The sequence below is a fragment of the Arthrobacter sp. M4 genome, from assembly GCF_020251205.1.
In the GTDB taxonomy this organism is placed as follows: Bacteria; Actinomycetota; Actinomycetes; order Actinomycetales; family Micrococcaceae; genus Arthrobacter.
On the sequence record NZ_JAIWYX010000007.1, the window covers coordinates 1 to 24,733 of the forward strand.

The following is a 24,733-nucleotide window of genomic DNA, read 5'->3' on the forward strand; positions in this document are numbered from 1 at the left end:
GAACCCGGAAGCTAAGACCCACAGCGCCGATGGTACTGCACCCGCCAGGGTGTGGGAGAGTAGGACACCGCCGGACATAACCACAACGTAGTCCCCGGACCAAAGACGGCCCGGGGACTACGCATTTAAACCAACAAACGCCCATGGCGGGGACCAGCACCGGGACCGGTAAGGTGGCAGATATGGACAACCTGTTTAGCCATCCGGATCCCGGCATGCAGCCAACTCCTGGGCCTCTTGAGATCCTGGACCCCGTGATCAACTCGGTGGTTGTGCCTGCTACGGTTGCCCATGCCTTCCTGGGATTTACTGACCACACCCACCTGTGGTGGCCGCTTGAGAAACACGCAGTCTTTGGTCCCGGCTCGCACGTCGAGTTTGAGGAGAACCTGATTCTGGAGACCGCCGAGGACGGTCGAACCGCAGTGTGGGGCACCATCGACGACTGGCAGCCGCCCCTGTCCTTCCACGCGAGTTGGTACCCCGGAAGCACTGCCCTGTGGTCAACGGAATTGCGCGTGGCCTTCCGTGCCGTGGACGGCGGCACCGAAGTGCGTGTGGTCCATGATGGCTGGGAGGGGGCCGAGAAGCCGTCAGCCATCAGGGCAGAGTACGACGCCGGCTGGCCGCTTGTGCTGGCTTCGTATGTAAGGTTCATGGGCGGAAGCCCGGAAGCCGCTGAGGGCCAGGCGTAGTGAGTAGGAGCTCGACTGTCGTGACTAAGGTTCGACGGCTTTCTGCCGGGGACTGGCAACTGCTGAAAGCCATCCGCCTGGAGATGCTGGCGGATACCCCGATGGCCTACGTCGAAAGCCTCGAAGCCGCCGAACGACAGACGGATACGCAGTGGCAGGCCCGGGCCGAATCGATGACGGGTCCGGATAGCGTAACGCTCATTGCCGAAACAGCTGAACGCCAGGAAGCGGTGGGTCTCATGCGCGTGGTACTGAGGCACCCCCAGAGACCGGAACCTCCCGTACAGGCCGTGCTGACGGCCGTCTACATTGCCCCTAAGATGCGCGGCCTGGGAGTGGCAGATGAGTTGCTCCATGCTGCTTTGTTTGCCGCCGTCGAACTCGGCGCCGGGACCTTGGAGCTTGCTGTGCATGAAGATAACGCCCGCGCACGCTCGTTCTACCATCGTCACGGGTTTGCGCTCACGGGGGAGAGTCATCCTTATCCGCAGGATCACAGCCGTAGGGAACTGGTCATGGTGCGTCCGCTGGATTAGCACTTGATTCATCTCGTTAGGAAACAACAGGCATGCAAAGAACACTGCAAAGGAGCAGGAACGACCATGGAGCTTGAAGGACGTTCTGTGCTTACTGAGGCCTCGGAAGATTTCCGGCGCTTCGTCGCGCAGTTGGAGGAAGGCCTCACACCAGGGCAAGTGAGTCATGACGAGGGCATCCGGCGGCGCTATGCCACTGATGAGGCTCCGGTGCTGGACTTCCACCTGCCGCTCGTCGTGGTGTGGGCAGAGTCCGTGGTCGATGTCCAGCACTCCGTTCGATGCTGCGCGGCGTTCGGGATCCCCGTGGTTGCCCGCGGTGCCGGCACCGGGGTGTCAGGCGGCGCCCACGCCACGCAAGGCAGCATCGTCCTTAGCCTCGAACGGATGAACCGGATTTTGGCGCTGAACCCGGACGACGAGACTGCCGTCGTCGAACCCGGCGTTGTCAACGCCGAGCTGAACGAGGCGGCCGCAGTCCACGGCCTGATGTACGCGCCGGACCCGGCGAGCTACCGGCGGTCCACCGTGGGTGGGAACGTCGCCACCAACGCAGGTGGACTGCGGTGCGCCAAATATGGGGTCACCCGGGACTCAGTGCTGGCGCTCGACGTCGTTTTGGCTGACGGCTCGCTGATTCACACGGGACACCAGACTTTCAAGGGTGTGGCCGGTTATGACCTGGCCTCGCTTTTCGTCGGGTCCGAGGGGACTTTGGGCATTGTTGTTGGCGTGACTGTCCGGCTCAGGTACCTTCCCCGCGACGTGCACACCGTGGCCGCCTTCTTCCCCGACTTCAAGGCCGCGGCGGCCGGTGTCCTGGCCGTCGGCCGCGCCCGAGTTCAGCCCGCCATAATGGAACTCCTCGACGGCGGCACGCTCGCACAGCTCGACGAACTGCACGGCTCGGACCTCAGCGTTCGTGGCACCGCACTGCTTCTGGTCCAGACGGATGGATTCGGCGCAGCGGCGGAGGCCGCCGTCGTACGTGAAGTCCTCGCCGCCAGCGGTGCGGTGGTCACCATGGAGGTCAGCGAGGAAGCGGAGCGGCTGGTTGAGCTGAGGCGGAGCAGCCGCGGTAGCGAGGTCGACGACGAATTCCGGGTGGGTGAGGACGTGGCCGTGCCGCGGTCGCGGCTGGTGGACTATGTTGCCGAACTCGAGCGGTTGGCCGAGGTCCACAACGTTCGGCTCAAGGTGGTTGCCCATGCGGGTGACGGGAACCTGCATCCGACGTTCTGGGTGGATCGTGAAGGTCGGCAGGACGGATCGCGGGCCTATGTGGATGCGGTGTCCCGCCTCAACGCCGCGCTGGACGAGTCCGTGACGGTGGGTCTTGCCATGGGCGGGACCATCACTGGAGAGCACGGAGTGGGGCAATACAAGCTGCGCTGGCTGGGCTTGGAACAAGCTGAACCCGTCCGTGAACTGCAGCGCCGGATCAAGGAGCTATTCGATCCCGCTGGAATCCTGAACCCCGGGAAGGCGATTTAGCGCAAGGACACTGAAACAGCCAGCGATCCGGTGCTGCACAGCGATCCGGTGCTGCCCTGCGACCCGGGCTGCACGGTGGGCTGGCCGCCCGTTAGTCGTCGACGTCCGGGTACTCGTCCAGGTCACTATAACGGGACTCCTCGGTCTCTGCCTCGAGGATTTTCAGCATCTGTGTGTCCGGGTTGAGGATGATGGCGGCCTCGTCCCTGCGGTGGCGAAGCACGGTGTCGATGTACGACTGCACGGCCTCGGCGAGGGGAGTGTGGCGTTCCTGCTTCTCCGTCATGTACCAGCGGTGTTCCAACACTTCGTGGACAACCTCGGCAGGTTCCAGCTTTCCGGCCAGCTCACGCGGGATGGAGCGGACGATCGGCTCGAACACCTGGCTGACCCAGGCATGGGCGCTGATTTCTTCGTCGAGGTCCGGGTTGTTGTCGGCACGGAACGAGTCCATGTCGTTGAGCAGCCTGCGGGCCTGGTTTTCCTGCGCATCCAAACCGGTAAGCCGCAGCAAACGGCGCTGGTGGTGTCCGGCGTCGACCACTTTCGGCTGAAGCTGAATGGTGGAGCCATCCGCCGTCGTTTTGATGGCGTACTCCTCGACGTCGAAACCCAGTTCGTTGAGGCGGCGGATACGGGCGCTGACGCGCCAGCGTTCGCCGAGTTCGAAGGACTCCTTTTCGGTAAGCTCCGCCCAGAGCCTGCGGTAGGAGTCCATGATGAGCTCGCTGGTGGCCACGGGATCCACCTTGTCCTCGATGAGGCCGCCGTCCAGCAGGTCCATGAGTTCACCGGCGATGTTGACCCGTGCGATCTCCAGGTCGTACTCGCGCTGTCCGGTGGAGAGGTCCGGGTAGAGTTCGCCGGTTTCGGCGTCCACGAGGTAGGCGGCGAAGGCTCCCGCGTCCCGGCGGAACAGCGTGTTGGATAGCGAAACGTCGCCCCAATAGAAACCGATGAGGTGCAGGCGCACAAGCAGGAGGGCCTGGGCATCGATCAGGCGGGTCAGGGTGTCCTTGCGCAGCATCTGGGAGAACAGTGCGCGGTACGGCATGGAGAACTTCAGGTGCCGGGTCACAAGGACCGGATTCAGGGGCTTGCCATCGGGCGTGGTGCGGCCCGTGATGACGGCAACGGGTTCCACACAAGGCACGTCCAGCCGGGCGAGCTTCCGCAGCATGTGGTACTCGTGCCGGGCAACGTGCTCCGACGTTTCCTTGATGGCGATGACAGAGCCGCCCAGGTGTGCGAAGCGCACGATGTGACGCGAGATGCCTCGGGGGAGCGCCGCGAGGTAATCGGTGGGCCAGTCTTCCAGGGCAATGTGCCAGGGGAGGTCCAGAAGCTCAGGGTCTGTTGCAGCGGCAGTGATGTTCAGTGAGCCGATGACGCTGGCCGGGGGCGCGGAGTCCTTGGCGCTGGCCGGTTCGGTGCGCGGCAGCTTGCCGATCTGTTCGTAATCGGTGGGTTCGTCATGCCACTTGGCGCCGGTCTGCTCGGTCATGGCTCAATTCTTCCGTAAGGGGCGTGGGCTCGCACAAAGTTGCCTTCTTCGAGACCGAGGCCGTTGGGTTCTTGGCGGGAAAAGGCACCATGGCGTTAACCCGCACTGGCCGGGCTGCCGGGACCGAAGTCCACGGCAACCCGGCCAGTGCCGGATCAGTTACCTGGTGCCACGGGCAATTAGTCGCCCAGGCGCAGGCCCGTCTTGGTGTCGAACAGGTGCACGTGGCCCGGCTGAGGCGCAACGAAGATGGACTCGCCCTTCATCGGGGGGCGGCGACCGTCGACGCGTGCAACGATGTCGTGGCTCTTGCCGTCCAGCGTGGTGTGGCCGTAGACGTAAGCGTCGGCACCCAGCTCTTCAACGACGTCGACCTCAACCTGCAGGCCCTGGCCGGTGCTGACCGTCTCAAGGTCTTCCGGACGAACACCCAGGGTCACGGTGCGGCCGTGGGCCTCTTCAAGGACGTCGTGCTTGACCGGGTAGACAGTGCCACCGAACTGGACGCCGTCGCCGACGACCGGGAGTTCGAGCAGGTTCATGGCCGGGGAGCCGATGAAGCCTGCAACGAACACGTTCTGCGGCTTGTCGTAGAGGTTGCGGGGGGTGTCAACCTGCTGCAGCAGGCCGTCCTTCAGGACCGCCACGCGGTCACCCATGGTCATGGCCTCGACCTGGTCGTGGGTCACGTAGACCGTGGTGACGCCGAGGCGGCGGGTCAGGGAAGCGATCTGGGTGCGGGTCTGCACGCGGAGCTTGGCGTCAAGGTTGGAGAGGGGCTCATCCATAAGGAAGACCTGCGGGTTACGCACGATGGCGCGGCCCATGGCAACACGCTGGCGCTGACCACCGGAGAGTGCCTTCGGCTTGCGGTCCAGGTACTGCTCGAGGTCCAGAAGCTTGGCTGCTTCCCGAACGCGCTCGGCGCGCTCTTCCTTGGAGACACCGGCGATTTTCAGGGCAAAACCCATGTTGTCCGCAACAGTCATGTGCGGGTACAGGGCGTAGTTCTGGAAAACCATTGCGATGTCGCGGTCCTTCGGCGGAACGTCAGTGACGTCGCGGTCGCCGATCAGGATACGTCCGGCGTTTACATCTTCGAGGCCGGCAAGCATGCGGAGGGAGGTGGACTTACCACAACCAGAGGGTCCAACGAGGACCAGGAATTCACCGTCTGCGATCTCGATGTTGAGCTTGTCGACGGCGGGCTTATCAGTGCCCGGGTACAGACGCGTAGCGTTGTCAAAAGTAACTGTAGCCACAGTTATCGTTTCCCTTCACCGGCAGGTACGTGCCGGACGATCCGTTGTGAATGGTTCATTTTGTTCAGTTGAACTCCCCGGCCGGCAATGCCTAAGCCGAGGAGTATCGCGTGACGCCGCACGGTTAGCTGTGCGCCACGTCACAGAAAGAGTATGTCAGATTATTTGCGGTTGCACGCAAATGTTACGGATGTCACATGTGATCCTGCTCGCCGTCAGCGCCTGCGGCACCACCATTGACTGCCGTGCGTCGTTCGCGCAGAAGCGCTTCCAGCAGCTCGGCAACGTGGATGGGGTGCTCCACACGGAACTCCGCCTGAGTGAAATCCAGGCCGACTTTGACGCCCACATCGCCGGGGGCGAGGTGGGCAATCGCGTCCTCATCCGTGACGTCGTCACCGGCAAAAACGATGGCCGTTGCGCCGGTGGCCTGGCGAAGGAACGTGACCCCCTCGCCTTTGGAAGCGTGCACCACGGACGTTTCCAAAACGCGTTTGCCGGTCTTCAGGTAAACACCGGGACGGTCCTGAAGGACCGCCCGGGCAGCAGCCACGGCGTCCTCGGCGACGTCGTCGTCCGCCATCCGGGTGTGCAGCACGACTCCCGCCGGCTTCTCCTCCAGGACGGTTCCCGGCGCTTCGCTGACGATTTCCTCAAGGACCGTCCGCACCTCATGCAGGCGCTGGCGTTGTTCCGCGTCCAGCTCGAGGCCCGGGGAGCCTGGGCCAAGCCACGCCTCGGCGCCGTGGCTGCCGACAAGCAGCGTGTCCTTCGGTGGTGATGCCACAGCACGCAGGCTGGCGAGGGCCCTGCCGGAGATGAGTGCCGTCGTCGTACGCGGAAGGCTGGCGAGTTCAGCGAAAGCGGATGCTGCACGGGGGACTGGCCTGGCGGCGTCGGCATGGTCAACGATCGGTGACATGGTGCCGTCGAAGTCCATGGCGACAAGAAGGCGTTCCGTGGCTGCAACGCGACGCAGGGCGTCCAGCAATGCCGGGCTCAGCGTCAGGGGGCTGGCCTGCTCAGGAGTCATCCCGGACCACCTTTTCAGCGAGGGCTGAGAGGAAGTCAGCGGACCAGTGGTCGACGTCGTGGTCCAGGATCTGCTTCCGCATGGCCTTCATCCTGCGACGGGACTCCCTAGCGGAAATGTCAACGGCCTTCATGATGGCGTCCTTGAGTCCGTCGATGTCGTGCGGGTTCACCAGGAGGGCCTGCTTGAGCTGGTCCGAGGCTCCAGCGAACTCGCTGAGAACCAACGCGCCGGTATCCTCGGTGCGGGCAGTGACATATTCCTTGGCGACGAGGTTCATGCCGTCCCGGAGGGCGGTGACCAGCATGACGTCCGCGGCCAGGTAGAGCGCCACCATTTCCTCAATCGGGTAGCTGTGGTGCAGGTAGCGGATCGCCGTGTTTTGGATGGTGTCGTAGGTGCCGTTGATGTGGCCCACGGTGCCCTCGACTTCCTCACGCAGGAGCCGGTACTGCTCCACACGCTCACGGCTGGGGCTGGCAACCTGGATCAGGGTGGCGTCTTCCACTTTCAATGAGCCCTCGTCCAGGAGCTCTTCGAAGGCCTTGAGCCGGTGGCGGATGCCCTTGGTGTAGTCGAGCCGGTCCACGCCGAGCAGGATGGTGCGCGGGTTGCCCAAGTCCTCGCGGATCTGCCGGGCGCGTTCGATGATCGCCGGGTCTTTGGCTAGCTTGGTGATCTGGTCCACCGCGATGGAAATCGGGAAGGCCTGGGCCCGCACGACGCGGCTGACACCGCCGTCGGGACCCTTGACGTGAATCTGCTGCTGCTTGATAGTGGCGCCGGCGAAGCGGCGCGCGGAACGTGTGAAGTTTGCCGCGTCACTTGGGCGCTGGAAGCCGACCAGGTCTGCGCCAAGCAGGCCCTCCAGGATGGACTGCCGCCAGGGGAGTTGGGCGAAAATCTCGGGGGAGGGGAAGGGGATGTGGTTGAAGAATCCGATCCTTAGGTCCGGCCGGGCCTGGCGCAGGAGGCGCGGCACCAGCTGGAGCTGGTAGTCCTGCACCCACACCGTGGCACCCTGGGCGGCATGGCGGGCGACGGCGTCCGCGAACTTCTTGTTGACCTTCCGGTAAGCATCCCACCAGGTGCGGTGGTACTCCGGTTTAGCAATGACATCGTGATAGAGCGGCCACAATGTGGCGTTTGAGAACCCCTCGTAATAATGCTCAACATCGTCTGTGCTGAGCTGCACCGGAACCAGGTCCATGCGCTCGTGGTGGAATGGATGGACGGTTTCGTCCGGGGCGCCGTGCCAGCCCACCCAGGCGCCGTCCGTTTTGGTCATCATGGGCGCCAGGGCGGTGACCAAACCACCCGGCGAGCGGCGCCAGCCCTCGGTGGGATTTCCGGCGTCGTCCGTAGTGCTGCAGCGGTCTACGGGCAGGCGGTTGGACACCACCATAAAGTCGTAGTGCGACTGGTGTTGCGCCGCGTTGGCAGAGCGCTCAGGGGCGGTTTCTTCCGCCCCGCTGGTTCTGAGTTTTTCGCTTTCCGGTACTTGCATTTCTGCTCCCTGGTGTTGCTGTGACTCACATCCCACCCTATCCGCCGGGAAACTCGCGGGCTATTCGTCCGTTGGTTTTGCAGGGTGCTTGAGGGCTTTGGTGTCGGCCGGACTCGATTGGTTGAAGCGGCAAGCTCCCAGCTTTCTCACCTAAACTGGCCCTATTGCCCTGCCCGCTCCAAGACGCCGATCGACACGAGGAATTGATGAGCCCCGCAAACGAACCGCGCCTCTCCAAGGCCGAACGCACCGCCCAGGCCCGCGAAGCCGCCCGCAAGATCCGGGAGGAACAGCTGAAGAAGCAAAAGCGCAACAAGCTGCTCATTGGATGGGGCATCGTGGTGCTCGTCGTGGCCATCCTGGCTATTGTGGCGTTGATTGTTACCAATACCATCCGCCAGAATGCGCCAATCGCCGATTCGGGCCCGACGCCGGCCAACGGCAACGTCCACGGCGGCGTTACCCTGCTGGCCAATACCGACTTGGTGAAATCCGACGCGAAAACTGTCAATGCTTCCGACGTACCGCCTGCTCCGGCCTCTGCTCCGGCGGAAATCAAGCCTCCCGGGGCCGAAGCTGAGGCCGGAAAACCGGTAAAGGTTGTGGCGTACATCGACTTCATCTGCCCGGTTTGCAAGAACTTTGAATCCACGTACGGCCAGAAGCTCAATGAGTTGCGGAACGCCGGGAAGATCACCGTGGAGTACCGTGCGTTGGGCTTCCTGGACAGTCGCTCCACCACAAACTACTCGTCCCGCGCGGCCAACGCTGCTGCTTGCGTGGTGAACAGCTCCCCGGACAAGTACGCCGCGTTTGTTGACGCCCTGTTTGCCAAGCAGCCAGCCGAAGGTGGTCCGGGCATTTCCGATAACGACCTCAAGAAGATGGCAAGCGATGTGGGGGCTGCCAACATTGATTCATGCGTGGACGACAAGAAGTTCCGTCCCTATGTGAAGGTGGCTACCCAGGAAGCTGCGGCTATCGGTGTGACGGGTACGCCCACCGTGTTTGTGGATGGTAAGCAGTGGGGCAAGGGCGACACCGCCAACATTCCGTTCGACCAGTTCCTGCAGACAACTGTGGACGCCAAGAAGTAGTTTCTGCTCCTGCTGAAGAGGCGGCCCGCTCCGGTCTATTCCGGGGCGGGTTGCTTTGGTTCTGGGACCGATTTTGGTTCTGGGACCGGTGCTGCCGCCGGGGTGTGGGTGCGTTGGTTCCGGGCCCGACGGCGGTGCTGCCGCCGTCGGGATTTCCGCGCGCGGGAGGTCCTGGTTTAGGCTTAGTTAGCGCCCTTTTACGGGCGGCTCCGGGTTTCCGGAGAGGTCCCGGCCCGCCGGGACGCGCCTCCTTAGCTCAGTTGGCCAGAGCACCTGTCTTGTAAACAGGGGGTCGCCGGTTCGAATCCGGCAGGGGGCTCCGATTGTGGCTTTGATCTGCGGTTTTATTCTCCGGCTGGTGCCGGATTTGGGATCATTCCAACAAGGACTCACTATAAACTCACCATAATCAGTTGCCCAGTGGTGGGCTGGCTGCCTCTTTGAGAGGCCAGGGCCGTCTGCTAGCTCAGGCGTGAAGACCATGAGTGCGGCCCGCTTATCCAGCGCTTCCTTGTATTCCGTCCCGCCGCAGCGTTCCTAGTCACTCTTAACGCCTTTGAAGGTCTCAACGCGGCACGTTGCATCATGCTGGATAGATCCGCGCAGTATGGCTGTCTCTTGGGCGCAACACCATCATGGTCAGTGCCGAAGCGGTGAGGCTTACTTGGCAGAGGCCCAGCAAGGCCCTTGAGAGCCAGATCATCTCCATCGGATCGAAGATAATGAGGGCGAACCCTGCTCCCGCCAAGAGTGCCGCAGCTGAATTCGGCCAGTTGTCGATGTCATGAGGACCACATAGTTGTGGGCGAATTCGGCGTAGGCAGTGGTGCCCAGCCGCCAGACCTGGGCCCTGGTGACGTTGATAGCCGGTGTGTTGGGTTCGGACTTTGTTTTCATGGCGTGTGCATCTCGTTGTGCTCCAGGGTGCTGCTCCCGGGACCTGTGTCGTGGTCCCGGGAACAGTCTGTCTTTTCATGTCAGAGTTGTTGGACGCCGTTGACGCGCCTGCTGATCTCCAAGGGGTTGCCATCCTGGAGTTCCTGGGGCAGGAGGTGCTGGGGCATACCCTGATACGCCACGGGCCGGAGGAACCGGAAGATTGCCGCCGTTCCAACGGACGTCGATGACGACGAGGTTGATGCCGGATAGGGTCCGCCGTGGTGTTGCGCGTATGTGACCGAGACGCCTGTCGGCCACTGGTTCCAAAGGAGGCGGCCTGCCTTCCGGGACAGCAGCCGGATCAGTTCCGGGGCTATCTCGTCGTCCTCCTCGCCGTGAATGGTTGCTGTCAGCTGTCCATCGATGACACGTGCCACGTCCAGGAGTTCTGACTCGTTGTAATAGCTGACGACGAGCGCGGCTGGCCCAAAGCACTCAGCGATCAGGGCCTGAGGGTCGGCTAGAACGCTCGCGGCGGTGGTGTGCATTAGGGTCGGCGCGGGCGGGGCATCGTAGGCGCCTGAAGCTGTGACGAGCGGAGTGACGTCTGGGTGTTGGGCGAGTCGTTCGAGGGCGTCGACGTATCCTGACTGGATGCGGTCATTGAGCAGAGTGGCCGGTGCCGGGTGTTGGATGTCGGCGAGGGACTCCACCATGCCGGAAGCGGCCGGGACAAGCAGTATGCCGGGTTTTGTGCAGAACTGACCGGCCCCGAGAGTGTAGGAGTCTACGAATTCATGGGCGATCTGTTCCCCCCGGGCCTTGGCTGCCTTCCTGGTGACGAAGGTGGGGTTGACGCTGCCCAGCTCACCATAGAACGGGATGGGTTCGGGACGTGCATTGGCAATATCCAAAAGCGCACGCCCGCCTGGGATGGATCCTGTAAAGGAGCTTGCTTTCACTCGTTCGTCCATGAGCGCCACGCGGCCGGATTCCGTGCCAAAGATAATGCTGAAAACTCCGGCGGGTGCGCCGGCTTCTTCCAGGGCGCCCGAAACGATGGCCGCGGTCATCGCCGAAAGCCGCGGATGTCCGGAATGGGCCTTGAGGATTACCGGGCAGCCTGCCGCGAGTGCTGAGCTTGTGTCTCCGCCGGCGACGCTGAAGGCAAAGGGAAAATTGCTCCCGGCGAATACGAGTACGGGACCCATGGGTTCCAGCCTGCGGCGGATATCGGGTCGTGGTCCCATTCCCCAGTCGGGATCTGCATAATCGATGCGGGCATCCGTGTGGCTGCCTTCGGCCACCATCTCGGCGAACAATCGAAGCTGGAAGGTCGTCCGCTTCAACTCGCCCTGCAGCCGTGCCCCGGTCAGATGGGTCTCCTCGTGGGCGACCTCGATCAGACGCTCGGCAGCGTCGTCCAGGCGGTCGGCGACGTGATGGAGGGCGGAGGCGCGCTCTTCGGCTGTGGTTTCCGCCCAGATGGGAGCCGCGGTTTCGGCGCCGGTGAGGATGGCTTCCAGGGCTTGGGCGGTGGTCGGCCCGGGGAGGGTGGTGGTCAGTGCCATGTGCAGTGAATCCTTTTGGTTTAGTTTGCGACGTAGACGTGGCCGCGCTTCTTGGCTGCCCAGTACACAAGGACACTGAGCAGGCAGACCACCCCGCCGTAGACGGAGAACATCCACAGGAGGTGCTGCTGCTGGAGCCAGACCAGGAGGTACGAGGATGTGCCGCCGAAGATCGAAACGCCAAGCGCATATCCCACGGCTACGCCTGTCGTACGGATGTTCCGGGGCATCAGAGTGACTGCGATGTAGTTGTACAGACTCATGTTGATCCCCACGACAGTGCCGCCGAGAAACACCACCAGGGCGAATACTCCGATGCCGGGTTCGGTGTAGAGGAGAATTGTGAAGACAGCGGGAATCAGCAGCAGGCGGGTGATGATGAACGCCCGCGAGGGCCTGATGTGGTCGGCGAAGCGTCCAACGAAGGGGCCCATGATGATCCAGAGGACGCCCATGGCGGTGATGATTCCGAAGACGGCGGTGCTGTTTTCCTTGTGGACCGAGTTGGCGAGGTTTGGCAGGGCAGTTGTCCAGGCATAGTTGGCGATCTGCACGGCTCCAATGACCAGAACAACGCTCAGCAGGGCCAGCCGCGCTTTCCACAGGGCCTTCCACACGTTGCCTGTGGTTGCGTGAATCCGGTCGTGTTCGCTGGCGTGGTGCATGGCCTTTTCGACCAGCGTCTCCGGCAACTCCCGCCGCAGAACGATGACGAAAATTCCCATCAGTCCTCCGATGAGGAACGGTATGCGCCATCCCCATTCAGCCATGGTTGCGGACGGTATCGCCGCGCTGACGAAGAAGCTGATGAGGCTGGAGCCGAAAATTCCAGCTTGGATGAACGAGCCGCTGATCAGCCCTAGGAATCGCCCCTGCTGGCCCGGCGGTGCCAGTTCGATGGCGATCGCATTAGCCACCCCGGCTTCCGCGCCGGTTGCCAGGCCCTGGGTAAGCCGGATGACCAGGAGCACGATGCCGGCGATGATCCCGATCTGACTGTACGTAGGCAGCGCGGCGATGATCAGCGATCCGATCGCCATGGCGGATACCGAGAGCATCATGATCTTTTTGTGACTGAACCTGTCCGCGAGGGGACCGAGGATTGCGGCGCCGAGCGGGCGCGCGAAGAATCCAGCGCCGAAGACTGCCAGTGCTGTCAGGGTCGAGGCCACTGGATCTCCGGAGGGGAAGAAGTGCGGGCCCAGGAAGGCGGCCATGAACCCGTAGACGCCCCAGTCGTACCATTCCAGGAGCACACCGCCCCCGAGCCCGGCCGTCATTTTCCTGGTCGGCGCGGGTCGAGCTGTTGCCCGCTCGGCGTCATTGCTGAGCTGTGTATCCATGAGAGTTGCTCCTTGTTGTTCCGCTCTAAGAGTGTTCTGCGTATGGGAGAAGGATTTACTTGCCGGCAAATTGCGCGGCAGTTCCTGATTTGGCGAGGAAGTGTTCCATGCCGGTCGATTTGTCCTGGCTGTCGAAAAGACGGGCAAAGAGCCGCCGTTCCAACGCAAGTGCCGATTCCAGGGGCGTGTCGAGGCCGTCGTCCACCACCTGTTTGATGGTTTGCAGTGCCGCCGAGGGTCCAGCGCTGAATTGCTGCGCCCAGTCCATGGCGTGGTCCAGGACCTCGTCGGCGGGCACGACGAGGTCCACCAGCCCAATGCGGTACGCCTCGTCAGCGGAGATCTGCCGGCCCGTGAGCATCAGATCCTTGGCCCTGGCCGGCCCGATCAGCCGCGGTAGCCGCTGCGTGCCGCCACATCCGGGCATTATCCCCAGACGGACCTCGGGTTGTCCGAAGACTGCGTTGGCGGCGGCATAGCGCACGTCGGCGCACAGTGCCAGTTCGCATCCGCCGCCTAACGCGTAGCCCGTTACCGCCGCGATCAGTGGCTTCGACAGCCGGGCCAGGTCGTTGAATCCGTGCTGCAGGCCGCAGCTTCGCTTCCGGAGATCCTCCGGCGTCATCTTGGACATTTCTTTGATATCGGCGCCCGCGGCAAAAGTCTTTTCACCACCGTAAATAACGGCACTCCTGATCGCGGGATCAGCCTCTATGGCCTTTGCCGCCACGGCGAGTTCGTCCTGCGCCTGAAGATTGAGGATGTTAAGCGGCGGCCTGTGCAGGCGGAGCACGCCCACGGTTCCTCGGATCTCAACGCTGACAAACTCACCCATCAGACCATTCCCTCTTCGTGTCTTATATATCAGACGCATTCCGATATGTAAGCAATGTTGACATGTGATGGAACCCACGTCAAGAAGCGCAAACTGCGACATCCGGGCGCGGGCAGGGATGTGCTGCCCTCTTGACCTGGAGCTACCCTCCGGTTAGCGTTGTATGTCATAACAGACGTTGTCCGATATATCGACAACCAAGCAGTGATGAAAGACGGTTACGGATGAATACGAGTCAGGCGGCCGGGCCATACTCTCCCGGCGCGGCGTCCTTGGCGGGTTTGGGCTACGTCTCAGGGGCAGCAGCGATTGCCTCATCAACGAAATCCTTTCCCGACGGCGGGGCATGGAGGGTAGAGATCCCGTCCGTTGAAGGACCGGAATCAGTGCGGGCGGCGCTTGATGAAGCCGCCCGTCTGGGTGTTCCCCTGCACCGAATCTCTCAGGGTTCAGGCGTCACGATGCTCACGGACGCTGAAATTCTGGACATGGTGAAGATGTGCCAGGACAGCGACGTCGAGCTGTGCTTGTTTGCACGCCCGGGGGCAAACTGGGATGTGGGAGGAGCGCACCGAAGCGCGGCCGGGTCGATCGGGGCGCGCTCGCGCGGAATAGTCCAGCTCGGTGCGGCCGTCGCAGAAGTGGAGCGCGGTGCGGCGCTGGGGGTCCGCAGTTTCCTAGTCTCTGATGAAGGGCTGCTTTGGGCACTCCAGGGGCTTCGCGAGGCCGGCGCCATTCCAGCTGACGTCCAGTTCAAGACGTCCATCATGTCCGCCCCTGCCAATCCCGCCTCATTCCGGGTGAATGAACTTCTCGGAGCCGACACCATCAACGTGCCCTCGGATCTGTCGATAGCGCAACTGGCAGAAATTCGGGCCTCGAACGATGCCACGCTGGACTTCTATATTGAAGCCCCCGACAACATTGGCGGTTTCGTCCGTCATCACGAGATCTACGAAATCATCCGGGTCGCGGCCCCCCTGTATGTGAAATTCGGCCTGCGCAACGCCCCGGATGTCTATCCGGCCGGGGCGCAGCTGAATTCGATGATCCTTGACTCGACCAGGGAACGTGTCCGGAGGGCGCGCCTTGGATTGGACGAACTAGAGCGCAGTCCCTTCCTTCTGCCGATGTCCCCCACCGGCCGCAGGGACCAACCCCTCCCGAAACGGTTCCCCACAGGAGCCTAAATTCCCGATACAGACTATGTCACCGCCCAAATCCAATGGGCAGGAAATCATAAGGAAAGAGCCTCCATGAAAGCGGCAGTCTTATTTGAAGCCCAAATGCCCTTGCGGATCGAAGATATAGATCTTGAAAATCCAAGGCGGGGCGAGGTAAAGGTGCGGATCCAGGCCGCTGGCGTATGCCACAGCGACCTGCACTACATGAACGGCGACCTGCAGGGGAAGCTGCCGGCAGTGCTGGGCCACGAGGGCGTCGGTATCGTGGAGCGCGTGGGCGAAGGCGTGACACGCGTTGCTCCAGGGGATTCGGTCATCCTGACATGGCGTCCCCGGTGCGGGGACTGCGAATTTTGCACCAGCGGGCGCCCCGCCCTTTGTGCTCTCGGCCGCGTGCAAGGCGCAACCGGCGGCCTGCCCGACGGGACATCACGCCTAAGCCTGCAGGGGCAGAAGATCCACCACCTGATGGGCGTTTCATGTTTCGCGGAAGAATGCGTGGTCTCCGAGCGGTCCGTGATCAAGATCTCGCCCGATGTTCCGCCCGAGATAGCTGCGATTGCCGGCTGCGCTGTGGTGACCGGCGTCGGTGCTGCATTGAACCTGATGAAGGACGCCACAGGAGACGCCGTTGTGGTCATTGGAGCAGGCGGCGTGGGGCTGAGCGCGATGATGGGGTTGAACCTGATCGGCGCTTATCCCATCATTGCGGTCGATACCGTTGACGCCCGACTGGACCTTGCGCGCGAGGTGGGCGCAACTCACACGATCAATTCATCCGACCGTGACCTTGGCTCTGCCCTCGCCAAGATATGCCCCAATGGCATTAAGTGGGCGATGGACGCTGTGGGCATCCGCCAAACGCTGACGCAGGCTGTCGAAAACGTCGGTATTTCGGGAACTGTGGTGGCCGTTGGGCTTGGCAAAGTCGGCGCCACCTTCGAGGTTCCCATCAATGCGCTTGTGCAGCAGGAGAAGCGCATTATCGGGAGCCTCTATGGCTCATCCAATACCCTCGTGCAGCTACCAAAGATCCTGGATCTGTATATGGCCGGCAGGCTTCCCCTCGAAAAGCTGGTCGGGGAGCAGTACGCCCTTTCGCAGATCAATAAGGCCTATGGTGCACTGCAGTCGGGAGCCCCGGGGCGTTCGATCATCCTTCCCTCGTTCACCGGAGAAGACTACCTAGTGGAGAGCCAGCCCAAGTTGGTCGAAAGCTCCGCCGCCCCCTTGACCACCAGGTCAATGTAGTCCGCCTTCTTGCTGTCATCCAGGCGCAGGGTCGGAATGGAGATACTCATGGCTGCAACGCATTTGCCTGATCGGTCGTACACCGGTGCGGAGACACAGGCAACGTTTTCATTTGACTCGCTGTTCTCTTCCGACCAGCCGCGTTTGCGCGTGAGATCAAGCTCTGCGAACAGCCGCTCCCTGGTGCTGATGCTGTTCGCGGTCATGGGTTTGAGGGCCTCATCGTCGGGGAACAGCAGGTCGATTTCTTCGGCAGGCAGGGCCGCGAGGAGGGCCTTGCCTCCTGCGGTGCAGTACGAGGGGAGGCGGCTGCCAACGTCGGACACCAGACGGATCGAGTGCGTGCTGTCGACCTTGACGATGTACACGACATACCGGCCGTCGCGAACAACGATTTGCACAGTTTCGCCGCACTCCGCGGCGATCCGCCGGGCGCTTTCACGGCCCAAGGCAGCAAGGTCCAATTCCCGTTCGTACGCTCCACCCAACTGGAAAGCCCGAACCCCAAGCACGAATCGGCTCGGTGGCTCGGAAACTGCCTGCAGGTATCCCCGTTCGGCCAGTGTCCCTACCAGTTCGTGGACACTGGCCCGGGGGATGCCCAGCCTTTCCGTTATTTCCGGCACCCTCAGTCCGTCATTGTGCTCAAGGAACAGTTCGAGGATGTCCAATCCCCGCCGAAGGGCAGGGGCGGTAATGCGACCGTTGGGTTTCTCCGCACCCTGGGACACCGTTCGAGGGGTGGACGGCGTGGGGGCGGGAACAGTAGAGTTATACATATAAGACATTGTCTAACCCATCAGACAAAACCGCAAGCGTAGATGGGCAAGACACGCGGGCCGGATACCGGCTGGCGACTGACAAAGGAGTTACATGTCGTCTCTGCAGTTTAAAAACGCCCAGGCCCGGATGCTTTCCCGGATCGCGGCTACCAAAGAAAGCGCCGTGAACGGGCTTCCGCACTGGGCCGATCCAGAGACCGGCGAGTGGACCCTAACACCGGACGGGGACTGGACAGGCGGCGCCTACGTCGGCGAACTTTGGTTGGCGCACATCATCGATCCGTCCAGCTGCAGCCTCGAAGATGTTCACCACGCAATGGCCCTCATGGCCCCGCGGATCGAGATGAAGACAGCCTTCAAGGGCTTTGGCTTTTACTACGGCGCGGCCATCGGCAACATTCTCCTCAAGGATCCGAAGGCCCGGGAAACCGCCCTGAACGCCGCTCGGTCCCTGGCAGACATGTTCGACGAACGCCTTGGGCTTATACCCCTCGGCCCAGACGCCGAGGAAGCCGCCGCCACAGGGCCCGCAGAAAGCAGCATCGATTCCCTGCAGGCCAGCGGGCTGCTCTTCTGGGCCGCGTCGGAGCTCGCCGATCAACGGCTGGAGGAGATCGCAGTCCGCCACACGCGGCGTGTGCTGGAAAATCACGTCCGCGCAGATGGCAGCGTCATCCAATCCTCCACGCTCGACCCGGAGTCCGGTGCGGTGGTCAGAACCCACACGCACAAGGGGTACAGCGATACCAGCGTCTGGGGACGAGCCCAGGCCTGGGCCATGATCTACAGTGCGCAGGCCGCTGTTGTTCGTCCCGACGAGCCGCTGTGGCGGGAATACGCAAGGCGTACTGCCGACTGGTGGATCGCCAACGCCCCGGCCGACAAGGTTTCGTTCTGGGACTTTGACGATCCGGCCATCCCCGATACCAACCGGGACACCGCTGCCACCGCCATGGCGACGGCCGCGCTCCTGAGGCTCAGCTATGCACTCGGCGATGATGCATCAGGTTCCACCTATGAATCGTTCGCCCGCGAGAGCGCCGAGGCCTTGATCGCGGGATACCTCACACCTTGCCGGCCCGGCGACCAGCGGCCCGTCGGCATCCTCACCGGCGGCTGCTTCACGCGCAGGGGCACTGTAAGGAGTGTCGATGCCGCAACAGACGTTGAGCTCATCTTTGGCAGCTACTACCTGTTCGAGGCCCTCGCCGTCCTTTCCGGATCGGTTCCGGCCGGCCTCATCTAGCCAAAAGGCGCCGTCAGGGTAGGTTCTTTAAGAAGGAAGCACAAACACCATGTCCCACAACAGATCACTCCCGTTGGCCGGTATTCGGATCCTGGATTTTACCCAGGTCCAGTTCGGGCCGATGGCTACGCAGATCCTCGCCGATTTCGGCGCAGAGGTCACGAAGATCGAGCGCCCGAGGCTCGGAGACATCAGCCGAACTATCGACACCAAGTCCAATGGCATTGACGACAGCGCCAGCTTTCTGTCCCTCAACCGCAACAAGCGTTCCCTCGTCCTGGATATGAAGCACCCGGACGCCATGGGGATAGTCCACCAGCTGCTCGAGAATACTGATGTCATCGTGTCGAACTTCCGCGCCGGAGTCGCGGATCGAATGGGCCTCGGGTACGACGCGCTAAAAGAGAAGTACCCGGGCCTTATCTACGCATCCGGCACCGGCTTTGGTGAAACAGGCCCCCTGAACGGAATGGGGGGACAGGACATGGTGCTCCAGTCCATCTCCGGGGCCACGTGGCATAACCGCGACGTCGATGGCCGCCCAGCCATTTTCCCGACGCCATTCGTTGATTTTGGTTCAGGCATGGCGCTGGTGCAGGGAATCCTCATGGCACTGCTCGAACGGAATACCTCCGGCCTAGGTCAGCGAGTGGATGTCTCGCTCCTGGATACCGCGTTGTTCGCTCAGATGCAGGAATACACGCAGTGGATGATGCGACGGTTCGAGAACCATTGGGAGAGGGACAACCTGGTCGGCTCCTTCAAGACAGCAAACGGTTGGATCACCGTCGTCGGACTGTTTCGTCCGGATCCCCTGGAGGCAATTTGCAAGGGACTCGGCATTGAAGACCTCACCGCCAAGCCCGAATTCGCGACCGCGGAACTGCAGCTAGAGAACAGGGCTGCGCTCTGGACACTCCTTGACGAGCAGTTCAGCCGCTTCACCACGGACGAAGCAGTCCAAAAACTCAGCGCCCATGGAGTCCTGTGCGGGCCTGTCCTGGACTACGACGGCGTCCTGACGCATCCGCAGGTCGTTCACAACGACGTTGTGCGCACATTGGACCACCCGGTCCTTGGACCCACGAAGGTGATCGACAATCCAGTGCGCTTGTCCGCGGCCACCGACAGGCCGTACGAAACCGCGCCGCTGCTGGGCCAGCACACGGAACAAATTTTGGTGGAGCTCGGATACTCGCTGGAGCAGATCGACGAGTTCGTCGGAAGCGGCCTCGTCGGTCGCCCCTCCAACGCGACTCTCGTGTAGCGGGGGTGGCCGCTTTCCTTGGCCGAGAGCCTTCGGCAGCGCCGCCATTTTGAGATCAGAGAAGGCATGACATGAAGACTGAACAGCGTGGTGCGACAACGGCAACAGAATACGTTGCACGGCTCGATGTCGACGGATATTCACCACCTTGGGACGACTTTGCTTCGTTCTTCGAAAGCCGGACAGACGACGACAGGACCTACCTCATCGCGATCAGCCGGTCTCAAGGAACACGGTCCGAGTGGACGGTGGCGCAATGGAGGAATGCCGTCTACAGCGTGGCTGACGAGGTGACACGCCATGGGGTAAAGGCCGGGGACAATGTTGCCGTCCTGGCGCACAACACGCCCGAGACTCTTGCCTTCACCTTCGCAGTATGGCTACTGGGTGCCTGCGTCGTTCCGCTGGATCCTCGCGAAGGCGATGGGCGGCACAGGGAAATCTTGCAGGATTGTGCGGCCCGGTGGATCGGTGTGGACGCAGGACCCGAATCGGTCGCCCGGGCACGGCGCCAGGAATCGGTGGAACCGATCGTTATCAGTGGACTTATGTCCACCCAGCGCAGGGGCCGGCCTTGGACCCCTGCTACGTCGCAGACGCTAGAGGCCCCTGCCCTTCGGATGCACACCAGCGGCACCAGCGGGCGGCCCAAGGCGATCGTCATTCCCATGCGCAGCATCCTGCTCAACTCAGATGCGATGAAGGAAGCATTCGGCTGGACCGCCGAAACCAGGGTCCTGACTGTCTTGCCCATCAGCCACGCAAACGGCCTGCTGATCAACAGCTTCCTGCCCTGGTTCGCCGGGGGATCAACGGTACTGGTAGACAAGTTCAGTGGCAGCACGTTCTGGTCCATAGCCAGCGAGACCCGCGCGACGACGAGCAGCATTGTGCCCACAGTTCTGGAGTATCTGCTGGCGGCAGAGGGCGACCACGGGAGATCCGTGATGAAGGAAGTCATCTCCGGGAGCGGCCCTTTGCGGGCTACGGCAGCATCCGAATTCGAGCAACGTTTCGGGATACCCGTCCGGCAACTGTATGGGCTCTCTGAGACTACAGCTGTACTGACGGCTACGCGACGAGGGCCTGACGGATTTCTTGAACCCCGCCTGCGAAAGTCCATTGGGACAGCTGTACCTCACGCCGAGGTACAGGTAATTGATCCGAGCGGCGCTCCTTGCGGGCCGGGTGAACGCGGGGAAATCGTGGCCCGCGGCGGCATGCTCATGACCGAGTACGCGAACAATGATAATGCCAACGCGGAAGCGTTCGCGGGCGGCTGGTTCCACACTGGCGACCGCGGCTACTGGGAACTCGGCTCTGACGGCAATATCTGGTTCTTCCATGAAGGGCGTCTGCGCGAAAGCATCGTACGGGGCGGTCTGAACATCGCCCCGCAGCTGATCGATGAAGTCGTAGCCAACCATCCGTTGGTGCAGAGTGCTGCAGCCATTCCCTTCGCCAACCGCTGGCAGGGGGAGGAGATCGCCGTTTTCGTGATCGCCAAGGGAAACCTGACGGAGCCGGAGCTTCTGGCTTGGTGCGCCGAACGGCTTGAGCCGCACATGTGCCCCAAAGTGGTCATCTTCGGAACAGAAATTCCATCTACCACCGTGGGCAAAATCCGCCGCACCACTTTGGCCCAACAGCTTGCGGGTGAACTCGCACGCTTCTGGGACGCGTCCTTCCGCTCCGGCGAAACCCAGGAGATTAGTGGGCCAGCAAACGCCCGGCCGATGGAGGGACCAAGCGGATCGGCAAGTTCGTGACGGCGGCCCACCAAAAATCAGTGGCTTCGGGCCACCGAACAGCCGCTGTCAAAGCAAATACAACAAATCAGGAGATACAAATGGGAACCCTCAACCGCACCATACCGGCCCAGTACGGAGCAGGCTCATGAGCGTCGCAACCGAAATCGGAGCACGGCACATACTGGCCAACGCTGAAGGATTCGCAGACCGGCTGGCAGCAAGGGCGGAAGCCATGGACCGGAGCGGAAAATTCGACAAGGAGATCCTAGACGAAGGCGCGGCTCTTGGCTTCGTAAAGTTGATCTTCAACGACGACCTGGAGCTCGACCTGTCCCGCATGCCGCTGGTACATGAAGTGACTGAGCGCATCGCCAGCGTCTGCCCCCCGGTAGCCATGGAACTTGGCGTCATGCGGCTCGTTTCGTACTTGCTCTCGCGCTTCGCGCGGCCGGAAGTCAGGGACCGTTGGCTGAAACCGACCATTGAAGGCCAAGCGTATGGATCCTTCGCCCTGACCGAACCGCACGCCGGAACGGACCTCCGCGGCATGACTACGCTAGCCCGCCGGGAAGGCGATAACTACATCCTCAACGGACAGAAGTGCTGGGTCGGCTTCGCGCCCGTGGCCTCCTACGCCATCGTCCTGTGCAAGCAGGAATCCACCGAACGGGATGCCCCTACCCTGGCCTTGGTGGTCGATATGTCCAGCCCGGGCGCCAAGGGCGAGCCTGGACCGGAGCTGTCGGGATTCCGCGGGCTCTCCAACGGCAAGCTCTCGTTTGACAATGTGGTTGTTCCGGTCGGCAATGCCCTGCAGGTGGACGGGTTCGCTGGAATGATGGATGGTTTGAACATGGCCAGGATCGACGCAGCCTCCTATTCCTGCGGCATCCTTCGAGCAGCTCTCGAAGTGAGCGTGGAGCGGGCCACCACACGAAGCGCGTTCGGCAAGCGCATCGGCGATCTCCCAAGCATTCAGATCAAGCTGGGCCGCATGCGCGCGGCCTACCACGCGGCCAGGGAGCTGGCCATGCGCGCTACGGAGACCTACATGCTCGGCAATGGCGGCGACCAGGACATCATCTCCATCGCCAAGATGACAGCCAGCGATCTTGCCCGTGAGCACACCGATCAGGCGATGCAGATTTTCGGTGCCACTGGACTCATCGCCTACTCCCGAGTTGAGCGGCTGCACAGGGACGCAAAAGCCACGCAGATCTTCGACGGCACCAGTGAAATCCATGAAACCATGCTCGGACGGCGGCTCGTGAACGCCTTCGCCAAGGATGGCCACAGTGGTTCGTTCATGCCGTCTTGGGAGACCGTGCGCACAACCGAGACTCCCACCGGCGCCTGACTCTATTCGCACTGGGTACGCGCTCTCTCCCTTACGGCCACATGGGGGGGGTGGGGGAGAGAGCGCCCTTGCGGCCGCACAGAAACCGGCACCTCCGTTACCTTGATTCAGGCCCCGGTTACCACGGAGCTGGTCGTTGGCAGCATACGACCAACCACAACGGCCGTTTTCCTGAGTTCCCCCCCACAACCCAACGGGTCAGATCCTGGGTGCTGACGCCCTGATCAGGATCGCAGCGGAGCTTGCGGTGACCGGCGCGCTCCTTGTCGTTGATGAGGCCTATCGGGGGATGCCCTTGGGATTGTCGCAGGTCCCTCCGGCCGTTGCCGCCCTCGTACCCAACGGAGGGAAATACAGAATGAGGAACCCTCCACCAAGGTAATCGCGGCGCCCAGCGGCCCCGCAGCGGTGCCAGCATTCCATCCAGCCATTTCCGGCTCCTTCAACCGCCAAAATCCGGGCTGGGGCCGTGCATCGCCGCCTTGCCGCGCTGCATAGACGCTACGCTCATGCACTTGTTGGTGCTGGGGACTTGCCTACTTGCCCGCGCACCGTTGGTGCCCTTCGTCGTGGGGACAGCGGCACGTCAAGCGGGCAGATTCCATGACCAAAATCACGTGGGATCCCAATTGCGGTTTTTCATTGACCACCGTAGTCTACGCGCTTACGGTGTTCGTGTAACGAAATCGCTCTCTCGCATCATGGAAACCAATGCAAAGGCGCCATGGTTGGACCAGGAATTGCGGAAGATTTTTTAGGAGCAACGATGCCCCAACCTGACTCTCCGCCGCTTACAACCACCTCGACCATCGAGGACCGCAACCGAACATTTAGGCGAATCGCGCTGCGAATCCTCCCCTTTGCGACCGCGGTGTACATTCTTGCCTGGCTCGATCGTGTCAACGTCGGTTTCGCCAAATTGACCATGCTCGACGACCTCGGATGGAGCGACGCCATCTATGGTGCCGGCGCCGGGATCTTCTTCCTGGGCTACTTCTTATTTGAAGTACCGAGCAATCTGCTCCTGCAGAAGATCGGTGCACCCAAGACAATCCTCCGCATAGCCCTCGGGTGGGGCGTCGTGTCCGTGCTGATGGCCTTGTGTTCAGAGCCCTGGCATTTCTACGTCCTGCGATTCCTTCAGGGTGCCTTCGAAGCTGGCCTGCACCCCGGCCTCATCCTCTACCTCACATTCTGGATTCCGGCCCACCGCCGTGCCCGGTCCATAGCCATTTTCATGTCCGCCTCTCCCATAGCCCTGTTGGTGGGCAGTCCCTTGGCCGCGTACATCATGACAAGCACGGATGGCCTACTGGGACTTGCAGACTGGCAATGGCTTTTCATCGTGGAAGGCTTCCCTTCGATCATTCTGGGCATCTTGGCCGTGTTCGTCATGACAGACAGACCGAGTAATGCCAAGTGGCTGACGCCAATCGAACGTGCGCACGTGGCCTACGAATTGGACATGGAATCCGCACATCTCGATGGACGCGAGCACAAGTTCAGCGGCGCCCTGCGTTCCAAAACTGTCTGGGTTCTTATCCTGACGTTGTTCTGCATCATCACGGGCAACGCCACGCTTTCCTTCTATGGCCCTAGCTTGATCACTGCTGCGGGGTTCGGTGACATCACCAGTGTCGGCTGGATCATGTCCGGGGTCTTCCTCTTCGGATGGCTCGGGATGATGGTCAATGGCTGGCTGTCTGACCGCCACCGTGAATCGCGCTGGCACGCCGCCTGTGCAGCAGCCCTGGGGGCTTCGGGCCTCATCGCCGCCGCAATGGCTCAAGAGGCCGGCAGCGGTGTGGGCGTAATTTTGGCTCTTGCCTTGTCAGCGGCCGGAACCATGGGCTCAATCCCGGTTTTCTGGAGCTTGCCGCCGCGTTTTATGTCCGGTATGGCATTGGCCGCCGGCCTGGCCCTGATCAATTCCATTGCCAACCTGGCAGGCTACTTCGCTCCACAGTTCCTGGGAGCAATGAAGACGGCTACAGGTTTCTACTCAACTGGCCTCTACGTCATCGCAGGGGTTGAGTTCGTAGCCGTGGCATTGATTCTGCTCTTTATTCGCAAGCAATCGACCGTGGCGAGTGAAGCTGATTCATCTGAAGCCAGTGAAACGGTAGCGCCATAGGAGGC

Annotated in this window: 19 protein-coding genes and 1 tRNA gene; 12 read left to right on the forward strand and 8 right to left on the reverse strand. The window is 62.0% G+C overall.

Going from position 1 to position 24,733, the window contains the following annotated elements; genetic code table 11:
- The first annotated feature begins 182 nt into the window (after positions 1-182).
- The 3 genes from LD110_RS13145 (at position 183) to LD110_RS13155 (ending at position 2,725) form a co-directional block, all read left to right on the forward strand.
- A complete protein-coding gene (locus LD110_RS13145) occupies positions 183-695 on the forward strand; it encodes an SRPBCC domain-containing protein (RefSeq protein WP_225499281.1) in 513 nt (170 codons plus the stop codon).
- A 20-nt stretch (positions 696-715) separates the two neighbouring features.
- Positions 716-1,231 carry a GNAT family N-acetyltransferase gene (locus tag LD110_RS13150; RefSeq protein ID WP_225499282.1) on the forward strand — a complete coding sequence of 172 codons (516 nt, stop codon included), beginning with the start codon at positions 716-718 and terminating at the stop codon, positions 1,229-1,231.
- A gap of 66 nt (positions 1,232-1,297) precedes the next feature.
- Positions 1,298-2,725, forward strand: a complete 1,428-nt coding sequence (locus LD110_RS13155; RefSeq protein WP_225499283.1) for an FAD-binding oxidoreductase — start codon at positions 1,298-1,300, stop codon at positions 2,723-2,725.
- A 91-nt stretch (positions 2,726-2,816) separates the two neighbouring features.
- Here LD110_RS13155 and LD110_RS13160 read toward each other — a convergent pair whose 3' ends face one another.
- From LD110_RS13160 to otsA, 4 genes are all read right to left on the reverse strand, one after another.
- Positions 2,817-4,229: a DUF4032 domain-containing protein gene (locus LD110_RS13160; protein ID WP_225499284.1), complete on the reverse strand. Its 1,413-nt coding sequence runs from the start codon at positions 4,227-4,229 to the stop codon at positions 2,817-2,819.
- A gap of 179 nt (positions 4,230-4,408) precedes the next feature.
- Complete coding sequence (locus tag LD110_RS13165) at positions 4,409-5,491, reverse strand: ABC transporter ATP-binding protein (protein ID WP_225499285.1); 1,083 nt, start codon at positions 5,489-5,491, stop codon at positions 4,409-4,411.
- 193 nt (positions 5,492-5,684) lie between these two features.
- On the reverse strand, positions 5,685-6,524 hold the full coding sequence (otsB, locus tag LD110_RS13170; protein ID WP_225499286.1) for a trehalose-phosphatase: 840 nt from the start codon (positions 6,522-6,524) through the stop codon (positions 5,685-5,687).
- Entirely contained in the window at positions 6,514-8,031 is a 1,518-nt protein-coding gene (otsA, locus tag LD110_RS13175; protein WP_308012436.1) for an alpha,alpha-trehalose-phosphate synthase (UDP-forming), read from the reverse strand. The genes otsB and otsA overlap by 11 nt, the downstream gene beginning before the upstream one ends.
- Before the next feature lie 206 nt (positions 8,032-8,237).
- Between otsA and LD110_RS13180 the strand changes: the two genes are divergently transcribed.
- Both LD110_RS13180 and LD110_RS13185 read left to right on the forward strand, forming a co-directional pair.
- Positions 8,238-9,128: a thioredoxin domain-containing protein gene (locus tag LD110_RS13180; RefSeq protein WP_225499287.1), complete on the forward strand. Its 891-nt coding sequence runs from the start codon at positions 8,238-8,240 to the stop codon at positions 9,126-9,128.
- A gap of 245 nt (positions 9,129-9,373) precedes the next feature.
- Positions 9,374-9,447, forward strand: a tRNA-Thr gene (locus LD110_RS13185).
- Positions 9,448-10,105: 658 nt separating this feature from the next.
- Here the strand turns inward: LD110_RS13185 and LD110_RS13190 are convergent.
- The 3 genes from LD110_RS13190 to LD110_RS13200 are packed head-to-tail and all read right to left on the reverse strand — an operon-like array spanning position 10,106 to position 13,756.
- A complete protein-coding gene (locus tag LD110_RS13190) occupies positions 10,106-11,578 on the reverse strand; it encodes an aldehyde dehydrogenase (NADP(+)) (protein ID WP_225499288.1) in 1,473 nt (490 codons plus the stop codon).
- A gap of 20 nt (positions 11,579-11,598) precedes the next feature.
- Complete coding sequence (locus LD110_RS13195; protein ID WP_225499289.1) at positions 11,599-12,921, reverse strand: MFS transporter; 1,323 nt, start codon at positions 12,919-12,921, stop codon at positions 11,599-11,601.
- A 55-nt stretch (positions 12,922-12,976) separates the two neighbouring features.
- A complete protein-coding gene (locus tag LD110_RS13200; protein ID WP_225499290.1) occupies positions 12,977-13,756 on the reverse strand; it encodes an enoyl-CoA hydratase/isomerase family protein in 780 nt (259 codons plus the stop codon).
- A 224-nt stretch (positions 13,757-13,980) separates the two neighbouring features.
- Between LD110_RS13200 and LD110_RS13205 the strand changes: the two genes are divergently transcribed.
- Both LD110_RS13205 and LD110_RS13210 read left to right on the forward strand, forming a co-directional pair.
- Entirely contained in the window at positions 13,981-14,946 is a 966-nt protein-coding gene (locus LD110_RS13205) for a hypothetical protein (protein ID WP_225499291.1), read from the forward strand.
- Positions 14,947-15,012: 66 nt separating this feature from the next.
- A complete protein-coding gene (locus tag LD110_RS13210) occupies positions 15,013-16,191 on the forward strand; it encodes an alcohol dehydrogenase catalytic domain-containing protein (RefSeq protein WP_225499292.1) in 1,179 nt (392 codons plus the stop codon).
- On the opposite strand, the gene LD110_RS13215 is transcribed toward LD110_RS13210, so the two are convergent.
- Positions 16,122-16,970 (reverse strand): IclR family transcriptional regulator, encoded by an 849-nt coding sequence (locus LD110_RS13215; RefSeq protein WP_225499293.1) that lies wholly within the window; start codon positions 16,968-16,970, stop codon positions 16,122-16,124. The two genes, LD110_RS13210 and LD110_RS13215, sit on opposite strands and share 70 nt — an antisense overlap.
- 94 nt (positions 16,971-17,064) lie before the next feature.
- Here LD110_RS13215 and LD110_RS13220 point away from each other — a divergent pair, with 94 nt between their 5' ends.
- The 5 genes from LD110_RS13220 to LD110_RS13245 all read left to right on the forward strand — a co-directional run bounded on the left by LD110_RS13220 (position 17,065) and on the right by LD110_RS13245 (position 24,728).
- Positions 17,065-18,219, forward strand: a complete 1,155-nt coding sequence (locus LD110_RS13220; RefSeq protein WP_225499294.1) for a glycoside hydrolase family 88 protein — start codon at positions 17,065-17,067, stop codon at positions 18,217-18,219.
- 49 nt (positions 18,220-18,268) lie between these two features.
- A complete protein-coding gene (locus tag LD110_RS13225) occupies positions 18,269-19,486 on the forward strand; it encodes a CaiB/BaiF CoA-transferase family protein (RefSeq protein ID WP_225499295.1) in 1,218 nt (405 codons plus the stop codon).
- 71 nt (positions 19,487-19,557) lie between these two features.
- Entirely contained in the window at positions 19,558-21,255 is a 1,698-nt protein-coding gene (locus LD110_RS13230; RefSeq protein ID WP_225499296.1) for a class I adenylate-forming enzyme family protein, read from the forward strand.
- 127 nt (positions 21,256-21,382) lie between these two features.
- Complete coding sequence (locus LD110_RS13235) at positions 21,383-22,594, forward strand: acyl-CoA dehydrogenase family protein (protein WP_225499297.1); 1,212 nt, start codon at positions 21,383-21,385, stop codon at positions 22,592-22,594.
- 766 nt (positions 22,595-23,360) lie between these two features.
- A complete protein-coding gene (locus LD110_RS13245; protein WP_225499298.1) occupies positions 23,361-24,728 on the forward strand; it encodes an MFS transporter in 1,368 nt (455 codons plus the stop codon).
- The last annotated feature ends 5 nt before the right edge of the window (positions 24,729-24,733 follow it).